Origin of the sequence: Sphingomonas sp. SORGH_AS_0950 (assembly GCF_030818415.1) — a bacterium.
In the GTDB taxonomy this organism is placed as follows: domain Bacteria; phylum Pseudomonadota; class Alphaproteobacteria; order Sphingomonadales; family Sphingomonadaceae; genus Sphingomonas.
This window is the reverse complement of record NZ_JAUTAE010000001.1, coordinates 2,754,711-2,771,317: the sequence shown is the minus strand read 5'-3', so window position 1 is coordinate 2,771,317 and position 16,607 is coordinate 2,754,711. Positions and strand designations below refer to the sequence as shown.

General features: G+C 68.0%; 17 protein-coding genes. 9 read left to right on the top strand and 8 right to left on the bottom strand.

The features are described 5' to 3' along the window. The first annotated feature begins 7 nt into the window (after nucleotides 1–7). Complete coding sequence (gene clpB / locus QE385_RS12340) at nucleotides 8–2,587, top strand: ATP-dependent chaperone ClpB (protein ID WP_307102235.1); 2,580 nt, start codon at nucleotides 8–10, stop codon at nucleotides 2,585–2,587. 64 nt (nucleotides 2,588–2,651) lie between these two features. Here the strand turns inward: clpB and QE385_RS12335 are convergent, their stop codons facing one another. Further along, nucleotides 2,652–5,636 carry a TonB-dependent receptor domain-containing protein gene (locus QE385_RS12335; protein WP_307102233.1) on the bottom strand — a complete coding sequence of 995 codons (2,985 nt, stop codon included), beginning with the start codon at nucleotides 5,634–5,636 and terminating at the stop codon, nucleotides 2,652–2,654. A 301-nt stretch (nucleotides 5,637–5,937) separates the two neighbouring features. Between QE385_RS12335 and QE385_RS12330 the strand changes: the two genes are divergently transcribed. Next, nucleotides 5,938–6,177: a hypothetical protein gene (locus QE385_RS12330; RefSeq protein WP_307102231.1), complete on the top strand. Its 240-nt coding sequence runs from the start codon at nucleotides 5,938–5,940 to the stop codon at nucleotides 6,175–6,177. A 122-nt stretch (nucleotides 6,178–6,299) separates the two neighbouring features. Then, a complete protein-coding gene (locus QE385_RS12325) occupies nucleotides 6,300–6,707 on the top strand; it encodes a hypothetical protein (protein ID WP_307102229.1) in 408 nt (135 codons plus the stop codon). A 6-nt stretch (nucleotides 6,708–6,713) separates the two neighbouring features. Here the strand turns inward: QE385_RS12325 and QE385_RS12320 are convergent, their stop codons facing one another. Genes QE385_RS12320 through xseA form a run of 3 tightly spaced genes read right to left on the bottom strand, consistent with a single transcriptional unit; the run spans nucleotide 6,714 to nucleotide 9,218 of the window. Beyond that, entirely contained in the window at nucleotides 6,714–7,571 is an 858-nt protein-coding gene (locus QE385_RS12320) for a M23 family metallopeptidase (RefSeq protein ID WP_307102227.1), read from the bottom strand. Further along, the gene (locus QE385_RS12315; protein ID WP_307102226.1) at nucleotides 7,568–7,768 is read right to left on the bottom strand and encodes a DUF2093 domain-containing protein; all 201 of its coding nucleotides are present in this window, start codon (nucleotides 7,766–7,768) and stop codon (nucleotides 7,568–7,570) included. The genes QE385_RS12320 and QE385_RS12315 overlap by 4 nt, the downstream gene beginning before the upstream one ends. A gap of 16 nt (nucleotides 7,769–7,784) precedes the next feature. Continuing rightward, nucleotides 7,785–9,218 (bottom strand): exodeoxyribonuclease VII large subunit, encoded by a 1,434-nt coding sequence (gene xseA, locus QE385_RS12310; RefSeq protein ID WP_307102224.1) that lies wholly within the window; start codon nucleotides 9,216–9,218, stop codon nucleotides 7,785–7,787. Here xseA and purD point away from each other — a divergent pair. The 4 genes from purD (at nucleotide 9,217) to QE385_RS12290 (ending at nucleotide 12,561) form a co-directional block, all read left to right on the top strand. Then, nucleotides 9,217–10,503 (top strand): phosphoribosylamine--glycine ligase, encoded by a 1,287-nt coding sequence (purD, locus tag QE385_RS12305; protein WP_307102222.1) that lies wholly within the window; start codon nucleotides 9,217–9,219, stop codon nucleotides 10,501–10,503. The two genes, xseA and purD, sit on opposite strands and share 2 nt — an antisense overlap. Before the next feature lie 50 nt (nucleotides 10,504–10,553). Then, complete coding sequence (locus tag QE385_RS12300) at nucleotides 10,554–11,255, top strand: hypothetical protein (protein ID WP_307102220.1); 702 nt, start codon at nucleotides 10,554–10,556, stop codon at nucleotides 11,253–11,255. Nucleotides 11,256–11,289: 34 nt separating this feature from the next. Next, nucleotides 11,290–11,850: a hydrolase gene (locus QE385_RS12295; protein WP_307102218.1), complete on the top strand. Its 561-nt coding sequence runs from the start codon at nucleotides 11,290–11,292 to the stop codon at nucleotides 11,848–11,850. Nucleotides 11,851–12,123: 273 nt separating this feature from the next. Then, a complete protein-coding gene (locus tag QE385_RS12290) occupies nucleotides 12,124–12,561 on the top strand; it encodes a hypothetical protein (protein WP_307102216.1) in 438 nt (145 codons plus the stop codon). Nucleotides 12,562–12,606: 45 nt separating this feature from the next. On the opposite strand, the gene QE385_RS12285 is transcribed toward QE385_RS12290, so the two are convergent. Then, complete coding sequence (locus QE385_RS12285; protein ID WP_307102214.1) at nucleotides 12,607–13,908, bottom strand: hemolysin family protein; 1,302 nt, start codon at nucleotides 13,906–13,908, stop codon at nucleotides 12,607–12,609. Nucleotides 13,909–14,049: 141 nt separating this feature from the next. On the opposite strand from QE385_RS12285, the gene QE385_RS12280 reads away from it, so the two are divergent. Further along, nucleotides 14,050–14,727: an OmpA family protein gene (locus QE385_RS12280; protein ID WP_307102212.1), complete on the top strand. Its 678-nt coding sequence runs from the start codon at nucleotides 14,050–14,052 to the stop codon at nucleotides 14,725–14,727. Nucleotides 14,728–14,805: 78 nt separating this feature from the next. Here QE385_RS12280 and QE385_RS12275 read toward each other — a convergent pair whose 3' ends face one another. The 3 genes from QE385_RS12275 to QE385_RS12265 all read right to left on the bottom strand — a co-directional run bounded on the left by QE385_RS12275 (nucleotide 14,806) and on the right by QE385_RS12265 (nucleotide 16,020). Next, nucleotides 14,806–15,282, bottom strand: a complete 477-nt coding sequence (locus tag QE385_RS12275; protein WP_307102209.1) for an AAA family ATPase — start codon at nucleotides 15,280–15,282, stop codon at nucleotides 14,806–14,808. 15 nt (nucleotides 15,283–15,297) lie between these two features. Further along, nucleotides 15,298–15,726 (bottom strand): nucleoside deaminase, encoded by a 429-nt coding sequence (locus tag QE385_RS12270; protein ID WP_307104713.1) that lies wholly within the window; start codon nucleotides 15,724–15,726, stop codon nucleotides 15,298–15,300. 81 nt (nucleotides 15,727–15,807) lie between these two features. Continuing rightward, nucleotides 15,808–16,020, bottom strand: coding sequence for a hypothetical protein (locus QE385_RS12265; protein WP_307102207.1), 213 nt, complete (start codon nucleotides 16,018–16,020; stop codon nucleotides 15,808–15,810). A 150-nt stretch (nucleotides 16,021–16,170) separates the two neighbouring features. Here QE385_RS12265 and rpmB point away from each other — a divergent pair, with 150 nt between their 5' ends. After that, nucleotides 16,171–16,479, top strand: a complete 309-nt coding sequence (rpmB, locus tag QE385_RS12260; protein ID WP_307102206.1) for a 50S ribosomal protein L28 — start codon at nucleotides 16,171–16,173, stop codon at nucleotides 16,477–16,479. The last annotated feature ends 128 nt before the right edge of the window (nucleotides 16,480–16,607 follow it).

Sequence of the window (16,607 nt, the reverse complement as noted above, 5' to 3'; positions counted from 1 at the left end):
ACCCCAGATGAACCTCGAAAAATTCACCGACCGCGCCAAAGGCTTTCTGCAAGCCGCGCAGACCGTGGCGATCCGCAACAGCCATCAGCGCATCGCCCCCGAACATCTCCTCAAGGCGCTGATCGAGGACGATCAGGGCATGGCCGCCGGTCTGATCCAGGCGGCGGGCGGCGACGCCAAGCGCGTCGAGCGCGAGACCGATGCCGCGCTCGGCCGTATCCCCGCCGTCTCCGGCTCGGGGGCGCAGTCGTCACCCGGCCTCGACAATGACCTGGTACGCGTGCTCGACCAGGCCGAGCAGGTCGCGCAAAAGGCAGGCGACAGCTTCGTCACCGTCGAGCGGCTGCTGCTCGCGCTGGCGCTGGCCTCCACCACGGCGGCGGGCAAGGCGCTGGCGGCGGGCGGGGTCAATCCGCAAGGACTGAACGGCGCGATCGAACAGCTGCGCCAGGGTCGCACTGCCGACACGACGGGGGCGGAGGACCGGTACGACGCGCTGAAGAAATTCGCCCGCGACCTCACGCAAGTGGCGCGCGACGGCAAGCTCGACCCCGTGATCGGCCGCGACGAGGAAATCCGCCGCACCATCCAGATCCTGGCGCGCCGGACCAAGAACAACCCCGCGCTGATCGGCGAACCCGGCGTCGGCAAGACCGCGATCGCGGAAGGGCTGGCGCTGCGCATCGCGAACGGCGACGTGCCGGATACGCTGAAGGACCGCAGGCTGATGGCGCTCGACATGGGCGCGCTGATCGCGGGTGCCAAATATCGCGGCGAGTTCGAAGAGCGGCTGAAGGGCGTGCTGGACGAGGTGAAGGCCGCCGAGGGCGACATCATCCTGTTCATAGACGAGATGCACACGCTGATCGGTGCTGGCAAAGGCGACGGGGCGATGGACGCCTCGAACCTGCTGAAGCCCGCTTTGGCGCGCGGCGAGCTGCACTGCGTCGGCGCGACCACGCTCGACGAATATCGCAAATATGTCGAGAAGGACCCCGCGCTCCAGCGGCGGTTCCAGCCGGTCTTTGTCGGTGAGCCGACGGTCGAGGACACCATCTCGATCCTGCGCGGGCTGAAGGAGAAATACGAACTCCATCACGGCGTCCGCATCACCGACGGCGCACTGGTGGCGGCGGCGACGCTGTCGAACCGCTACATCACCGACCGCTTCCTGCCCGACAAGGCGATCGACCTGATGGACGAGGCCGCCAGTCGCATCCGCATGGAGGTGGAATCCAAGCCCGAAGAGATCGAGACGCTCGACCGCCGCATCCTGCGCCTGAAGATCGAGCGCGAGGGGCTGCGCCGCGAAAGCGACGCCGCCAGCATCGACCGACTCGGCCATCTGGAGGAGGAACTCGCCAACCTCGAGGAACAGTCGCACGCGCTGACCCAGCGCTGGCAGGCCGAGAAGGACAAGATCGCGGGCGAGGCGAAGCTCAAGGAACAGCTCGACCAGGCGCGGATCGAACTCGATCAGGCGCAGCGTAGCGGTGACCTCGCGCGGGCGGGCGAGCTGTCCTATGGCCGCATCCCGCAGCTGGAGAAGCAGCTGGCCGAGGCGCAGTCCGCGACCGAGGGCGCGATGCTGCGCGAGGAAGTCACCGCCGACGATATTGCGGGCGTGGTCAGCCGCTGGACCGGGGTGCCGGTCGACCGGATGATGCAGGGCGAACGCGAGAAGCTGCTCCGCATGGAGGAGGTGATCGGTGCGCGCGTGATCGGCCAGGAGGATGCGGTCCGCGCCGTCTCCACCGCCGTCCGCCGGGCGCGCGCCGGGCTACAGGACCCGAACCGGCCGCTGGGCAGCTTCCTGTTCCTGGGGCCCACGGGCGTCGGCAAGACCGAGCTGACCAAGGCGCTGGCCGAATTCCTGTTCGACGATCCCTCCGCGATGGTGCGCCTCGACATGAGCGAGTTCATGGAGAAGCACAGCGTCGCGCGGCTGATCGGCGCCCCTCCCGGCTATGTCGGCTATGAGGAAGGCGGCGTCCTGACCGAGGCGGTGCGGCGGCGGCCCTATCAGGTCGTGCTGTTCGACGAGGTGGAGAAGGCGCATGGCGACGTGTTCAACGTGCTGCTCCAGGTGCTGGACGACGGTCGCCTGACCGATGGCCAGGGGCGCACGGTCGACTTCTCGAACACGCTCATCATCCTGACCTCCAACCTGGGCAGCCAGTATCTGGCCAATGTGGAGGACGGGCAGAGCGTCGAGAGCGTCGAGCCGCAGGTGATGGAGATCGTCCGCGCGCATTTCCGCCCGGAATTCCTCAACCGGCTGGACGAGATCATCCTGTTCCACCGGCTGGGCCAGAGCCATATGGGCCCGATCGTCGACATCCAGGTCGGCCGCGTCGCCAAATTGCTCAGCGATCGCAAGATCACGCTGCACCTGACCGACGCCGCGCGCGAATGGCTGGGCCGGGTGGGCTACGACCCGGTCTATGGCGCACGCCCCTTGCGCCGCGCGGTCCAGCGGCACCTCCAGGACCCGCTGGCCGAGGCAATCCTGCGCGGGCATGTGAAGGACGGCGCGACCGTCACCGTGGATGAGGGCGACGGCAAGCTGGCGTTGTCGGTGGGGTGATTTCACCACAAAAAAAGGGGCGGTGGCAAATGCCACCGCCCCCAGTTGTGGTCCATCTGGGATCTTAGAAGGTGACGCGTGCCGTCACCGAGAACAGGCGACCCAGCGCGTCGTAGGTCGACGGATAGGTGTTGCCGCTATTGTAGCTGGTCGAGCCGATCGACGAACCGACGAACGGCGGCTTGCGATCGAACAGGTTGCGCACTGCGAACAGCAGCGAGAACCGGTCGGTCGCCTGGAAGCGCGTCGTCAGGTCGAAATAATGATAGGCACCGATGCGCTGGAACGCGGCGACCGGGGCACCACCCGACTCAATGTCGGACGCCAGCGCCAGCGGCTCATACTTGGCCGGGGCCAGGTAACGCCACAGGACCGACAGATCGACCTTGCCCACCGACAGCGTGGTCCGCTGGTTGAACGAGAACTCGGGCTGGATCGAGCCGCAATTCACCGAATAATAGCTGGTGCACTCGCGGTAGATCGAGCTCGGGGTCGCCTGGAACTTCGAACGGCTGGTCCAGTTGCCGTTGAAGGCCAAGGCCAGCTTGCCGAAGCCCAGATCGTGACGATAGTTCGCCGCCACGTCGATACCGTCGGTCAGCAGCTGGCCGAGATTGGCCAGCGGCGTGGGCAGACCAGGGGTCGACGCCGAGCTGCCGTCGAGCCCGCCGGTCAGCGGATTGCGACGGATGCCGGTGCACGCCGTGCTGGTTGCGCTGGCAGCGGACAGATTGCCGAAGCAGCTGTTGATCACGTCGCCTTCGGTCGGCGAGCCGATCGCGTTGGTCACCTTGATGTTGTAATAGTCGACCGTCAGCGAGAAGCCCGACAGGAAGGTCGGCTGGATCACTGCACCCACGGTGAAGGTGGTCGCCTTCTCAACGCCCAGATTGGGGTTGCCGCCGCCGGTGATGTTGATCTGGCCCGACGAACCGTTGGCGATGTTGCCGATCGTCGAAGCCGGTGCGCCCTGCGCCAGGCAGACCGCGCGCAGATTGGCGTTGTTGACCGGCGCGGCGCCCGCGCAGGGGTCGTTGGCCAGGTTGCCCAGCTGGGTGATCGTCGGCGAGAACAGCTCGCCGATGTTCGGCGCACGCACCGCGCGGGTGTAAAGGCTGCGCAGCTTGAACGCCGCAACCGGCTCCCAGCTACCGCCGGCCTTCCAGGTCCAGTTGCCGCCCGAACGCGAATAGTCCGAATAGCGGGCACCGGCTTCCAGCGTCAGGCTGCGGAAGAACGGCTTGTCCTCGATCAGCGGCGCGACGACTTCGACGAACCCTTCCTTCACGTCATAGCGGCCGCTGGCGTCGGGCGAAGCCGCACCGTTGCCGAGCACTTCGTCGGGCGTCTGGGTGGCGACGTCCGAGCTCGTGCGCGCGGTATACTTACGATACTCGCCGCCCAGCGCGATGCTGATCGGGGTCGAGGCCAGCGGGCTGGACACGCCGAAATCGCCCGACACGACGCCGCGCAACGTGCCCAGCGTGGTCTGCACCGTGCTGCTGGTGTTGGCGCCGAGGATGAAGGCGAGCTGGTCGGCGGTGATGCTGCCAGCCGGACCGAACAGGTTGATCGGAACGCAGTTGTTCGACGTGTCGACGCAGCTCGTGGTGCTGGTTGCCAGCGACGCCTGCTGCAGACGCGAGAGCAGACCGTTGCCCGACTGGCGCTGAACATTCTCGCTCTCGCCATAGGTGCCGAACACGTCATAGCTGAAGTTGCCGAACAGCGCGCCGCGCACGCCGGCGCGGATGTTGAACAGCTGCGTGGTGTATTCGCTGATGCGGGGGCCCGCCTCTACGAAACGACGCGATGCCGCCGTGGTGAAGGTCCGGTAGTTGGGATCGGTCGGGCTGGTCGCAGAGTAATAGGAATTGCACTGCGCCTGGGTCGGAGCCTGGATACCCGCCGTGTTCGGATCGGCATCGACCGCATTCAGACAGAAGGTGTTGCGCGCGGCGGCCGGGATATAGGGGTTGCTGATCGGAATGGTCAGCGCATTGCCGAAGGTCCCCGACGGCGCGATGATCGTCGACACGGTGTTCTTCGAGAACATCGCCTGGCTGTAGAATTCCAGGTGATCCGAGACTTCATACTTCGTCGAACCGAAGATGTTGAAGCGCCGGAACGGCGTCTGATAGATGTTGTACGGATTGAAGTTGAACGAGTTGTACGTCGGGACCAGCGCACCCGTGGTCGGGTCGATCTGCTGGGTCACCAAATTCGGCACCGAGAAGCGCCCCGGCACGGTGGTGCCCGAACCGCCTGCCTGACCGGTATAGGAATCGATCGACTGGATGCCGAACGTACGATCGCCCTGATAGACGGGGTCGGTTTCCTGATAACCGATGCTCAGCACCGCATTGCCGCGGCCATCGTCCATGTTGGTGCCGACGGTCAGTTCGGTGCGATAGCTGTGGCCGTCGCCCTTGCCGGTGATCTGGTCGGTAACGGAGAAGTCGACGCCCGAGAAATCGCTGCGCGTGATGAAGTTGATGACGCCTGCGACCGCGTCTGCGCCGTACGTGGTCGACGCGCCGCCGGTCAGGATGTCGGTCCGCTCGATCAGCGCCAGCGGGATGTTGTTGAGGTCGGTCGCGCCGGTGAGATCGGCAGGCGCGATACGCGCGCCATCGACCAGCACGAGGTTGCGATTATAGCCCAGGCCGCGAAGGTTGACGAACGAGGCACCACCATTGCCGTTGTTGACCTGCGAACCCAGCGAAGGAACCGCACCCGGCAGCTCGCGCAGAATCTGCTCGGCGGTGTTCACCTGACGCAGCTGGATTTCTTCCTGGCCGACGACGGTGACGGGGCTGGTGGCGACGATGTTCGGATTGCGGATCAGCGTGCCGGTCACGACGATGTCGCCGCCGGTGGTGGCCGTCGAGGTCGACTCGCTGGTCTGGGTGCCCGGCTCCTGTGCGGCCGTCGGCGCGGCGACCGGGGCATTGCCCGTGGTCTGGGCGAAGGCAGGCATTGCACCGAAGACCGCGGTACCGGCCAGCAGGCTGGTCGCCAGCAACTGGCCCTTGAAGATCTGTTTCATGTCTTACCCCTTTTGAGCGCTCCGTAAGGGGGCAGAGCGCGTTCCTGCGCAGATTGACTCTGCTGCATGGCTTCGTGGGTAAACGGCCTATAAAAGCTTATACAACCGACATTTAGCTAAATTGCCACCTTTTTGCTGCATTGTAGCATAAGTGTCACAGCCACAGTGACCGACCTTTGCGGACGAGCGCAAGCCCCGCCCGACGTGTAACAATAATAGAAACTTGCGTCTTGGGCATTCACAAGGAATACCGTGCCTTAGCCGGTCATTCCCGATCCGGCGGCGCAAAGGGAAATGCGTCATGTCTCCATTCTTGCCTCTCGTCATGGCCCTGCAGGCCGTACCGGCGCCGTCCGCCACCCCGCCCGCCAAAGCTGACGCGGAAAAGGTGATCTGCAAGCGGATTGTCGAGACAGGTTCCTTCATAAGGGCGCACAAGACATGCGCGACGCGTGCCCAATGGGCGCGCAGCAGCGAAGCCAACAAGGCCGTCGCGCAGCGCATGGTCGAGGACAATAGCGGACGGCCCACCGGCCAATGACATGGCGGGCGGCGGTGGTCGGGCTCATGTCGGGCATCCTATTGGCACCTTCGGCCGCGACGGCTCAGGTATCGGACGGCGGCACGGTTCGCCAACTGGACCAGCTGAGCCAGTGCAGGGCGATGACCGACGACAAGGAACGGCTGGCTTGTTTCGATCGGGCCAGCGCAGCCATTCTGGCATCGCGGGCGGCCGGCGACCTGATGGTGCTCGACCGCAAGGCGGTAATCGCACGTAAGCAATCGCGGTTCGGGCTGGCGGTACCGACCAGTGAGATGTTCGGGGGCGGCAGAGCCGACGAGGTCACCGACGTCCGACAGTTGGACAGCACCATCAAAACCGCCAGCGCCGCCAAGGCCTATGGTCGCTGGAACCTGGAACTGGCCAATGGTTCGGTCTGGCAGACGGTCGATGCGTTGACCTTTGGCCCCAGCAAGGGCGATGCGATCACCCTGAAGGAAGCGCCACTGGGCGGCTATCGCGCGACGATCGCTGGCGGCCGCTCGATCCTGGTCAAGCGGATCCGCTGACCCCCCTCACCCCATCGGCCCCGTCACCAGCAGCGGGTCGAGCTTGCGCCCGCGCCATTGCAGGCTCCAATGGAGGTGCGGGCCGGTGGCGCGGCCCGTGGCGCCGACCGCGCCGATGGGTTGGCCCTGGCGGACATGGTCGCCGGGGCGGACGTCGATGCGCGACAGATGCAGGAAGGCGCTGTTGAGACCCTGGCCGTGGTCGAGCATCAGCAGATGCCCCTCCAGCGTGAAGGGCGTGTCCGCCGCCAGGATCACGACGCCGTCGGCAGGCGCGCGGACGATGGTGCCGGTGGCGGCGGCGATGTCGGTGCCGGAGTGATAGCTGCCCGGCTCGCCGCGATAGATTCGCTGTGCCCCGAACAGGCCGGAGATGCGGCCCCGGACCGGCCATATCAGCGGCTGACGCCAGCCCTCCGCATCGGTGACCTGGGCACGGGCGGCGCGGATCCGGTCGAGCTCGGGCGGGCGCAGCCGCTGGAATTCGGGATCGGGGACGGGATATTTGGGCAGGCGGTCGAGCCGCTCGATCCGCCAGGCGCGCGGCGCGACGGTCAGGCTCTGGCGCAACTGGCGACCGTCCGCCAGCGTCGCGACCAGTTCGGCGGCGGGTCCGGCGTCGCGGTCGAACCCGATCAGGAAGGCCCCGTCCGTCGTGAGCGGCACATCCTGTCCGTCGAGCGTCATCGCGACCGCGCCCGTGGGCGCCTGTCCCCGGATCAACCCGCCCTGGCTGAGTTCACCGGTCCAGCGGAACGCCGAGCGGGCGGCGGCGGCGGGCGACGCGACGGTCTGCGCCGGGACCGGGGACAAGCCCAGCCCCGCGACCAGCAGCCCCAGCGCGACACTGCCCGCCCTCCTCATTGCGGGGCGAGCACCTGCGCGGTCGCCTGCGCATCGGCATAGGCTTCCTGTCGGCTGGCGCTCCAATATTTCAGCTCCTCGAGCGGGATGCGACGGCCGGTCACCGCGCAGACGACATGGTCGCCCGGCGACAGGACACGAAAGCCATTGGCCAGATAATGGAGCCGCGCGGGGCGATCGGTGTTCGACATCAGCATCTTCGTCACTTTCGGGTCAAAGGAGCGTGGGCTGGTCCGGCCGGGATTGATCCGGCCTGGGCTCCCGTTTGGGCTTGTCATAGGTTTTGGGGGCGGGGCGCTCAACCCCGGCGCGGCTACCGTCCCCGTCCACCGCAACATCGACCGTGCCGTCGCGGAAACGCAGCGTCAGCGTGTCCGCCGCGCGCGCCGCCTCGGCCGAGGACAAGGTCTCGCCGCCGGGCCGCGCGGTGATGCGGGCATAGCCGCGCTCCAGGATCCGGTCGGGGTTGAGCGACTGGACCAGCCGCCAGGTCGCGGCCAGCCGGTCGCGCCCGCGCTCGACCTGGCGTTCCAGCACCGCCGGGCGCAGCGCCGCGCCCGCCCGGTCCAGCCCGCCGCGCGCCAGCGTCACCCGCCGCTCCAGCCCGCGATCGAGCCGCGCCCCCGCCTCGTCGGCGCGCTGGCGTTGGGGGCCCAGCAACTGGTCGCGCTTGGGCAGAAGGCGGGCCATGGCGTCCAGCCGCTCGCGCCCCCGCTCGACATAGCGGCGCGCGCAGCGTTCGGTCCGCTGGCGGTGGCTCGCCACCGTCAGGCGCAGGTCGGCCAGCACCGGCACCGCGATCTCCGCCGCCGCCGTGGGGGTCGGCGCGCGCAGGTCGGCGGCATAGTCGCACAGCGTCGTGTCGGTCTCATGCCCCACCGCCGAGATGATCGGGATGGTGCAGTCGGCGACCGCGCGGACCACCACCTCTTCGTTGAACGACCACAGATCCTCGATCGAGCCGCCGCCGCGCGCGACGATCACCAGATCGGGACGCGGCACCGGGCCGCCGGGCGCGATCGCGTCGAAGCCCCGGATCGCGGCGGCGACCTCCCTGGCCGAGCCCTCGCCCTGTACCTTGACCGGCCAGACGATGACGTGCGTCGGGCAGCGATCCTCCAGCCGGTGGAGGATGTCGCGGATCACCGCGCCGGTCGGCGAGGTGACGACCCCGATCACCGGCGGCATGAAGGGGAGCGGCCTTTTCCGCTCGCGCGCGAACAGCCCCTCGCCCGCCAGCTTCGCCTTCAGCTTCTCGAACAGGGCCATCAGCGCGCCCGCGCCCGCCAGCTCCATCCGCTCGACGACGATCTGGTATTTGGACCGGCCGGGGAAGGTGGTCAGGCGGCCGGTGGCGATCACCTCGATCCCGTCCTGCGGCTGGAAGGGCAAGCTATTCGCCGCCCCCTTCCACATCACCGCGTCGATGACGGCATTCTCGTCCTTCAGGCTCATATAGACATGGCCCGAGGTGGCGCGCTTATATCCGGAAATCTCGCCGCGCAGGCGGACATGGCCGAACTCGCCCTCCACCATCCGCTTCAGCTTCAGGCTGAGTTCGCCGACCGACAGCGCGAGCGCGTTGTCGCCGGCGATCTCCTCGGCTACCAGCCTCGCACTTTCGTCATAGGGATAAGGATCGGGCATGAACGTCCTGCTGCTGGGATCGGGGGGCCGCGAACATGCGCTGGCATGGAAGCTGGCCCAGTCGCACGGGTTAGATACGCTCTACGCCGCGCCCGGCAACCCCGGTATCGCCGCGCATGCGACCTGCGTCGGCTTGAACGCGACCGATCACGCCGCCGTGGTGGCGTTCGTGAAGGAACACGCCATCGGCCTGGTCGTGGTCGGGCCCGAGGCGCCGCTGGTCGACGGGCTGGCCGATTCGCTGCGCGCCGAGGGCGTGCCGGTGTTCGGCCCGAGCAAGGCCGCCGCGCAGCTTGAGGGCTCCAAGGGCTTTACCAAGGACCTGTGCCGCCGCGCCGACATCCCGACCGCGGGCTATGTCCGCGTCTCGACCCTCGCCGACGCGCAGGCGGCGCTCGCCACGACCTTCGGCCTGCCCGTCGTCATCAAGGCCGATGGCCTGGCGGCGGGCAAGGGCGTGACCGTCGCCTTCACCCGCGCCGAGGCCGATGCCGCGATCGCCGACCTGTTCTCCGTCCCCGGTGCCGAAGTCGTGATCGAGGAATTTCTGGCCGGCGAGGAGGCCAGCCTGTTCGTCCTGACCGATGGCGAGGCGCTCCTCCCCTTCGGCTCGGCGCAGGATCACAAGCGCGTCGGCGACGGCGATACCGGCCCCAATACCGGCGGCATGGGCGCCTATAGCCCCGCGCGCGTCCTGACCCCCGAGCTGGAGCGCCAGGCGATCGACCGGATCGTCCGCCCCACCGTGGATACGCTGCGCGCCGAAGGGACACCCTTTTCGGGCGTGCTCTATGCCGGGCTGATGCTGACCGAGCAGGGGCCCAAGCTGATCGAATATAACGCCCGCTTCGGCGATCCCGAATGCCAGGTGCTGATGCTGCGCTTCCAGGGCGATCTGCTGGCGGTGATGCTGGCGGTGGCCGAGGGGCGGCTGGCCGAGCTGCCCGCGCCCGCCTTCTCGGACGATCCGGCGCTGACCGTGGTGATGGCGGCTTCGGGCTATCCCGGCACGCCCAGCGCGGGCGGAAGCATCGATGCGATCGACGCCGCAGAGGCGACCGGCGCGGTCGTGTTCCAGGCGGGCACCCGGATGGACGGCGAGCAGCTGGTCGCCAGCGGCGGCCGCGTGCTGGCGGTCACCGCCAGCGCCGCCACCGTGGGCGAGGCGCAGGCCGCCGCCTATCGTGCGGTCGACGCGATCCGCTTCCCCGACGGCTTCTGCCGCCGCGACATCGGCTGGCGCGAGGTCGCGCGGGAGGCCGATGCGCAGGGAACCGAGGCCTGAGCCTGACGATTGGGCTCGCGATCGCGGCGATGGGACAATAGGGTAAGGCCATGAACGAGACTTCTGCGACGGCGCAAAGCCTGATCCCCGATGGCGTGGCGACCATCACCACCATCCATTTCGCCCTGATCGCGCTGGTCGCGGTGGCGGCGATCGCGGTCATCCTGATCGGGATGCGGCTCAAGCATCGCCGGAACAAGGCCACCCGCCAGGTCGAGGACAATGCCGAGGAAGCGGGCGTCGCGCTCCGCCAGCCCGACAGCGCCCCGATCCGCGAGGCCGAGCTGACGCAGCCCCGGCCCGTTCCGGAGCCCGCACCAGCGCCTGCACCCGCTCCGGCTCCGGCCGCCCCGCCGCCACCCCCGGTCATGCCCGCCCCTGCGGCACCCGAGGAATCGCCGGTGGCGGACGAGCCGCTGAACGCCGAGCCGGTCGCCGCGGCCGCCCCGCTGGCCGCCAGCCCCGCCGCCGAAGCTGCTCCGCAACCTGCTCCCGCCCAGGCCGCGCGGCCCGAGGATCAGCCGATCACGCTGCTCAAGGGCCTGGGGCCGAAGCTGACCCAGAAGCTGGCCGAACATGGCATCACCACGGTCGGCGACATGGCGGGGCTGAGCGAGGCGCAGGCCCAGTCGCTCGACGCGCAACTGGGACCGTTTTCGGGCCGGATGGCGCGCGACCGCTGGCTGGAACAGGCGCGACTGCTGGCGGCGGGCGACCGTGCGGGCTTCGAGGCGGTGTTCGGCAGGCTCTGACGGAACGGGGGCTTTGCCGGTCGGTTGAGGTGCGATGACGACACTCGATCCCGCCACCACCGCGCTCATCCTCATCGACCTGCAACGGGGCATCGTCCCGCGCGCCGGTGGCCCCCGCTCAGGCGACGAGGTCGTGGGCACCGCCAAGACGCTCGCCGCCCGCTTCCGCGCGGCGGGTGCGCCGGTCGTGCTGGTCCATGTCGGCTTCACGCCCGAGACGATGCCCAGCCAGACGGTCGACCGCCCCAGCCTGCCGCCCGAGGGCACCCCGCCCGACTTCAGCGAACTGGTCCCCGGCCTGGCCGAGCCCGGCGACATCGTCGTGCTCAAGCATCACTGGGGCGCTTTCACCGGCACCGACCTGGACCTGCAACTGCGGCGACGCGGGGTACGGACGGTGGTGATCGCGGGCATCTCGACCAATATGGGCGTGGAATCGACCGCGCGGTCGGCGTGGGAACTGTCCTATGACGTGGTCATCGCCGAAGATGCCTGCGCGTCGCAGTCGAGCGAACTCCACGCCTTTGCGGTCGACCATATCCTGCCGCTGATCGCGCGCGTGGTGGCGTCCGGGGATATTCGGTTGGAAGGTTGAGTCCCGCCATCGATCCCGCCCATGGCGGATCGCCATTCCGCGATGCCTTTCCTTCCCTCGCCCCTCGCAGAGGGGAGAGGGTTGCGCAGACTTGGTCTTTGCGAGAGCAAAGGCCTAGTCGGAGCTGGGTGAGGGGTGGGCGCTCGCTCCGCGAGCGCGCGAGCCTTCGGGGCTCGCTCAACCCCTCACCCAAGCTACGCTAGCCAGCGGGCTGGCAAGCTTCGCTAACCCTCTCCCCTGTCCAGGGGAGAGGGCAAGAAGAAGCAATACTGAATGTCGATCGGCCGTGACCTTTCGGTCAAGACGGGTGGGGGGAACGGCATGGAATTCCTGTTCGAGATCCTGATTCAATATGGCGGCGAAATCCTGATCCAGCTGCTGATCGAGACGGCTGCGGAGATCGGGTTACACAGCATGGGCGAAACCTTCACCAAGCCGAAGAACCCGGTCATTGCCACCATCGGCTTCACCCTTTGGGGCCTGGCGGCAGGCGGACTGAGCCTGTTGCTGTTCCCATCCTCGCCCATCACCAACCCGGACTGGCGCCGGATCAATGTGATCGTGACGCCGTTCGTCGCGGGCGGCGTCATGGCGGTGATCGGCAGCCTTCGGCGGCGCAAGGGCCTGTCCCTGATCCGCCTGGACCGCTTCGGCTATGCGTATGTGTTTGCGCTCGTCATGGCGCTGGTCCGGTTCCGCTGGGCCGGATAGGCGCGTCTTCGCGTCGCGGGGCCGCCGCAGCGGGCTATCGGTCTGCTACGCTTCGCTGACCAGAAGCTTGTCGATCCGCCGTCCGTCCAGGTCCACGACCTCGAAGCGCCAGCCCTGCTCGACGAAGCTCTCGCCCTCGGTCGGCAGGTGGCGGAACACCGCCAGCGCCAGGCCCGCCACGGTCGCATAGTCGCGGTCGTCGGGCAGGTCGATGCCCAGCCGGTCGGCCAGCGCGTCCGCCGCCATGGTGCCTGCGACCAGCAGCGAGCCGTCATCGCGCTCGACCACCGAGGGGGCCTCGCCCGGATCGGCGTCCGAGGCGAACTCGCCCGCGATCGCCGCCAGCAGGTCGGCCGGGGTCACGATCCCTTCGAAATGGCCGTACTCGTCATGGATCAGCGCCATCGGCACCTCGGCCTGGCGCAGCGCCAGCAGCACGTCCATCGCGTCGATCCGGTCGATGACGACGGGGGCCTTGCGCATCAGCTGCTTGAGGTCGAGCGGCTCGCCCCGGAACAGCGCCATGGCGATATCGCGCGCCTGCACCACCCCGACCACCGCGTCGATCGAGCCCTCCCCCACCGGCAGGCGGGTGCGCGGGCTTTCGAGCAGCTTGGCGCGGATCGCGGCATCGTCCAGCGTGCAGTCCAGCCAGTCGATCTCGGTACGCGGCGTCATCACCTCGCGCACCGGCCGGTCGGCCAGCCGCACCACGCCCGAGATGATCGAGCGTTCATGCTCCTCGATCACGCCCGACTTGGACGCCTCGGCGACGATCAGGTGCAGCTCCTCGGCGGTCACCTGATCCTCATTGTCGCGGTTCAGGCCCAGCAGCTTGAAGATCACCCCGCTGGTCGAATCGAGGATCCAGACGATCGGCGCGGTGCCGACCGCCAGCCAGCGCATCGGCACCGCGACGAAGGCGGCGATCGGCTCGGGCTTGCGCAGCGCAAACTGCTTGGGCACCAGCTCGCCTAGGATCAGCGAGGCATAGGTGGTCAGCCCGATCACCAGCGCGAAGCCCAGCGTCGCGGCGGTCGAGGGCGCGATGCCCAGCGTCTCCAGCCGCGCGGCGGTCGGCGTGCCCAGGCTGGCACCCGAATAGGCGCCCGCGATGATGCCGGTCAGGGTGATGCCGATCTGCACCGTCGACAGGAACTTGCCCGGATCGGCGGCCAGCGTCAGCGCGGCCTGCGCGCCCTTGCGGCCGCTGCGCGCCATCGCCTCCAGCCGGGCGCGGCGCGACGACACGATCGCCAGCTCGCTCATCGCGAACGCCCCGTTCAACGCGACAAGCGCGAGGATGATGAGGACGTCGATCCACGGAAAGGGGGGCAGCGGTGCCATCGGTACAGGGTGCTCATAGCGGGACGGGAGGGCCTTCGACAACTCCCGTCGTCATGTTCCGTTCAGATCGCTTGCGGAACAAGCGCCACCGGGTTCGCGTTTCCGGGAGTGAGACGCGACAATCTAACAAGGGTTATGCGCATGAAGACGTCCGCTAAGTTCCTGTCCATGGCCGCAATGTCGGCGGTGCTCGCCACCTCGGCCTGCACGACCGATCCCGAAACCGGACAGCAGCGCCTGTCCAAGGCCGCGATCGGCGGCATCGGCGGCGCGGTCGGCGGCTATCTGCTTGGCGACCTGGTCGGCGGTCGGCGCGACCGGACCGAGAAGATCCTGGGCGCCGGCATCGGCGGCCTCGCCGGGGCCGGGATCGGCGCCTATATGGACAAGCAGGAGCGCGACCTGCGCGCGCGGACCGCGGGCACCGACGTGCAGGTGGTGCGCCAGGGCGACGACCTGCTGCTGAACCTGCCCTCGGGCATCACCTTCGCCTATAACTCGTCGCAGGTGCAGCCGCAGTTCCGCCAGACGCTGGATCAGGTCGCCGACATCCTGTCTCAGTATAAGCAGACCTATATCGACGTGTACGGCCACACCGATTCGACCGGCAGCGATGCGTACAACCAGCGCCTGTCTGAACAGCGCGCGGTCTCGGTCGCGGATTATCTCGCCTCGCGCGGGGTGCAGCCCGCCCGCATCGGCACGCGCGGCTTCGGCAAGTCGCAGCCGATCGCCTCGAACGACACCGAGGAAGGCCGCGCCGCCAATCGCCGCGTCGAGATCAAGATCGTGCCGATCCGCGAGGGCGACCTGCGCTGATCGAATCGTGATTCGCGACCATGGCAAAGGGCTCGGACGGGATACCGTCCGGGCCTTTTTGCTTTGTCCGGAAGCGCATCATCCGCCCTTATGGACATGGATGCGTATGAATCCTTCGGCAAGCGATGGTGGCTCGAATTGCCCGGCAACGGACAGGATGGCGGCTTCCGGCACGATCTGATCGGCGGGGCGGCATGCGTTGCGTGACAGGGCGATGGCGACCGGGGTATCGATCCACACTGCCTCGATCGGCATGTCGGCCTGCTTGGCGATGGCGACGATCCTCGCCCGGTGCCGAATGCCGGGTAACGCCGCATCGAAATAGACGGTTGCCGGGCAGACAGGTTGAGAGGCAATCCAACAGGTCTTGCCCGAACCCTGGATACCGCAGACCAGAATGACCCGCCCGGGCCGGGGAAGGCGGGACAGCGCCTGTTCCAAGGCCGCATAGCACCAGGCCCAGGCGGCTTCGTTCCGCTCGGCCGTCCAAACTCGCCCATGATCGGTTTCGAGAAAGGCGTCCGGGTTGATGACGATCTGATGAGTCGCCGACATCGTCTGTCGCCTGCCTTATCGCCGGACCGCGAAGAAATCGCGCAACAGGCCCGCCGCCTCCCCCTCGCCGATCCCGGCATAGATGTCCGGCCGGTGGTGGCAGGTCGGCTGCGCGAAGAAGCGGGGGCCGTGCTCGACCGCCCCGCCCTTGGGATCGCTGGCCGCATAATAGAGTCGCGCGATCCGCGCATGGGCGATGGCCCCCGCGCACATCGCGCAGGGCTCCAGCGTGACCCAGAGGTCGCAATCCTCCAGCCGGTCGCGGCCTAGTGTCGCGGCCGCCGCGCGAATCGCCTGGATCTCGGCATGGGCGGTGGGGTCGTGCAGGCGGCGCGGCGCGTTGGCCCCCGTGGCCAGGATCACGCCATCGCGAATCACCACCGCGCCGACCGGCACCTCTCCGGCCTGCCCCGCCTGGGCAGCGGCGTCGAGCGCGGCACGCATCGGGGCGGGGAGCGGAAACATGCCCCCTCCCTGCCGCGCGCGGCGAACAGGGGCAAGAGCGGTGCCCCTGCCCCTTATGGCTTATTGCGCGTTGTCGGCGGGCTTTTCGACCTTCACCGTGGGCACCTCGACGGTCTTGGTCTCGGTGCCGACCGAGACCTTGGGCCCCTCGGCGCGGAAGGCGGGGGCCTGCACCACCGCCGGACGGGTCTGGTCGATATTGACCCAGCCCATCGCCATGGCCCCGGCGACCAGCAGGAGGACGATGCCGATAAGGACGAGAAAGGCGCGCATGGGTCTGGCTCCATCAGGTTCGTTGCCGTAACAACGCCCCGTTCACCGGGCCGGTTGCACGGGCCCCGATGGGGAATCGGTTGACGCGGACGCCGGTACGGGTTATCCGCGCGGCCTTTCCGGGCATTGCCTGAAACCAGGATAACGATCATGTCGCGCATTTGCGAGCTGACCGGCAAGGGCCGGCAGGTGGGTAACAACGTTTCCCACGCCAACAACAAGACCAAGCGTACGTTCCTGCCGAACCTGCAGAACGTCACGCTGATTTCCGACGCGCTGGAAAAGAGCGTCCGTCTTCGCGTTTCGACCCACGGCCTGCGTTCGGTCGAGCACAATGGCGGCCTCGACAACTGGCTCGTCAAGACCTCGGACGACCAGCTCAGCCTGCGCGCCCGTCGCCTGAAGCGCGACGTCGTGAAGAAGCTGGCCTCGACCCAGACCGAAGCCGCCGCCGCGTAATTTCGCGACGCGACTGCCGAGGTTTCGAAGCCCGCCGCTCCCCGGAGCGGCGGGTTTTCGACGTTTGGTTGGGCGTGCGTAGGGGCATGGGCCAGGTCGGATCGACAGTCAGGATTGCGTCTTCTTCC

Coding starts and splice junctions, on each gene's coding strand:
- QE385_RS12315 (WP_307102226.1), bottom strand. CDS start 7,768: ATGCTGATGTCGAACACCGATCGCCCCGCGCGGCTCCATTATCTGGCC.
- QE385_RS12275 (WP_307102209.1), bottom strand. CDS start 15,282: ATGTCGGCGACTCATCAGATCGTCATCAACCCGGACGCCTTTCTCGAA.
- clpB (WP_307102235.1), top strand. CDS start 8: ATGAACCTCGAAAAATTCACCGACCGCGCCAAAGGCTTTCTGCAAGCC.
- QE385_RS12300 (WP_307102220.1), top strand. CDS start 10,554: ATGAACGAGACTTCTGCGACGGCGCAAAGCCTGATCCCCGATGGCGTG.
- QE385_RS12320 (WP_307102227.1), bottom strand. CDS start 7,571: ATGAGGAGGGCGGGCAGTGTCGCGCTGGGGCTGCTGGTCGCGGGGCTG.
- QE385_RS12285 (WP_307102214.1), bottom strand. CDS start 13,908: ATGGCACCGCTGCCCCCCTTTCCGTGGATCGACGTCCTCATCATCCTC.
- QE385_RS12325 (WP_307102229.1), top strand. CDS start 6,300: ATGACCGACGACAAGGAACGGCTGGCTTGTTTCGATCGGGCCAGCGCA.
- xseA (WP_307102224.1), bottom strand. CDS start 9,218: ATGCCCGATCCTTATCCCTATGACGAAAGTGCGAGGCTGGTAGCCGAG.
- QE385_RS12335 (WP_307102233.1), bottom strand. CDS start 5,636: ATGAAACAGATCTTCAAGGGCCAGTTGCTGGCGACCAGCCTGCTGGCC.
- QE385_RS12290 (WP_307102216.1), top strand. CDS start 12,124: ATGTCGATCGGCCGTGACCTTTCGGTCAAGACGGGTGGGGGGAACGGC.
- QE385_RS12270 (WP_307104713.1), bottom strand. CDS start 15,726: ATGCGTGCCGCGCTCGACGCCGCTGCCCAGGCGGGGCAGGCCGGAGAG.
- QE385_RS12330 (WP_307102231.1), top strand. CDS start 5,938: ATGTCTCCATTCTTGCCTCTCGTCATGGCCCTGCAGGCCGTACCGGCG.
- rpmB (WP_307102206.1), top strand. CDS start 16,171: ATGTCGCGCATTTGCGAGCTGACCGGCAAGGGCCGGCAGGTGGGTAAC.
- QE385_RS12295 (WP_307102218.1), top strand. CDS start 11,290: ATGACGACACTCGATCCCGCCACCACCGCGCTCATCCTCATCGACCTG.
- QE385_RS12265 (WP_307102207.1), bottom strand. CDS start 16,020: ATGCGCGCCTTTCTCGTCCTTATCGGCATCGTCCTCCTGCTGGTCGCC.
- purD (WP_307102222.1), top strand. CDS start 9,217: ATGAACGTCCTGCTGCTGGGATCGGGGGGCCGCGAACATGCGCTGGCA.
- QE385_RS12280 (WP_307102212.1), top strand. CDS start 14,050: ATGAAGACGTCCGCTAAGTTCCTGTCCATGGCCGCAATGTCGGCGGTG.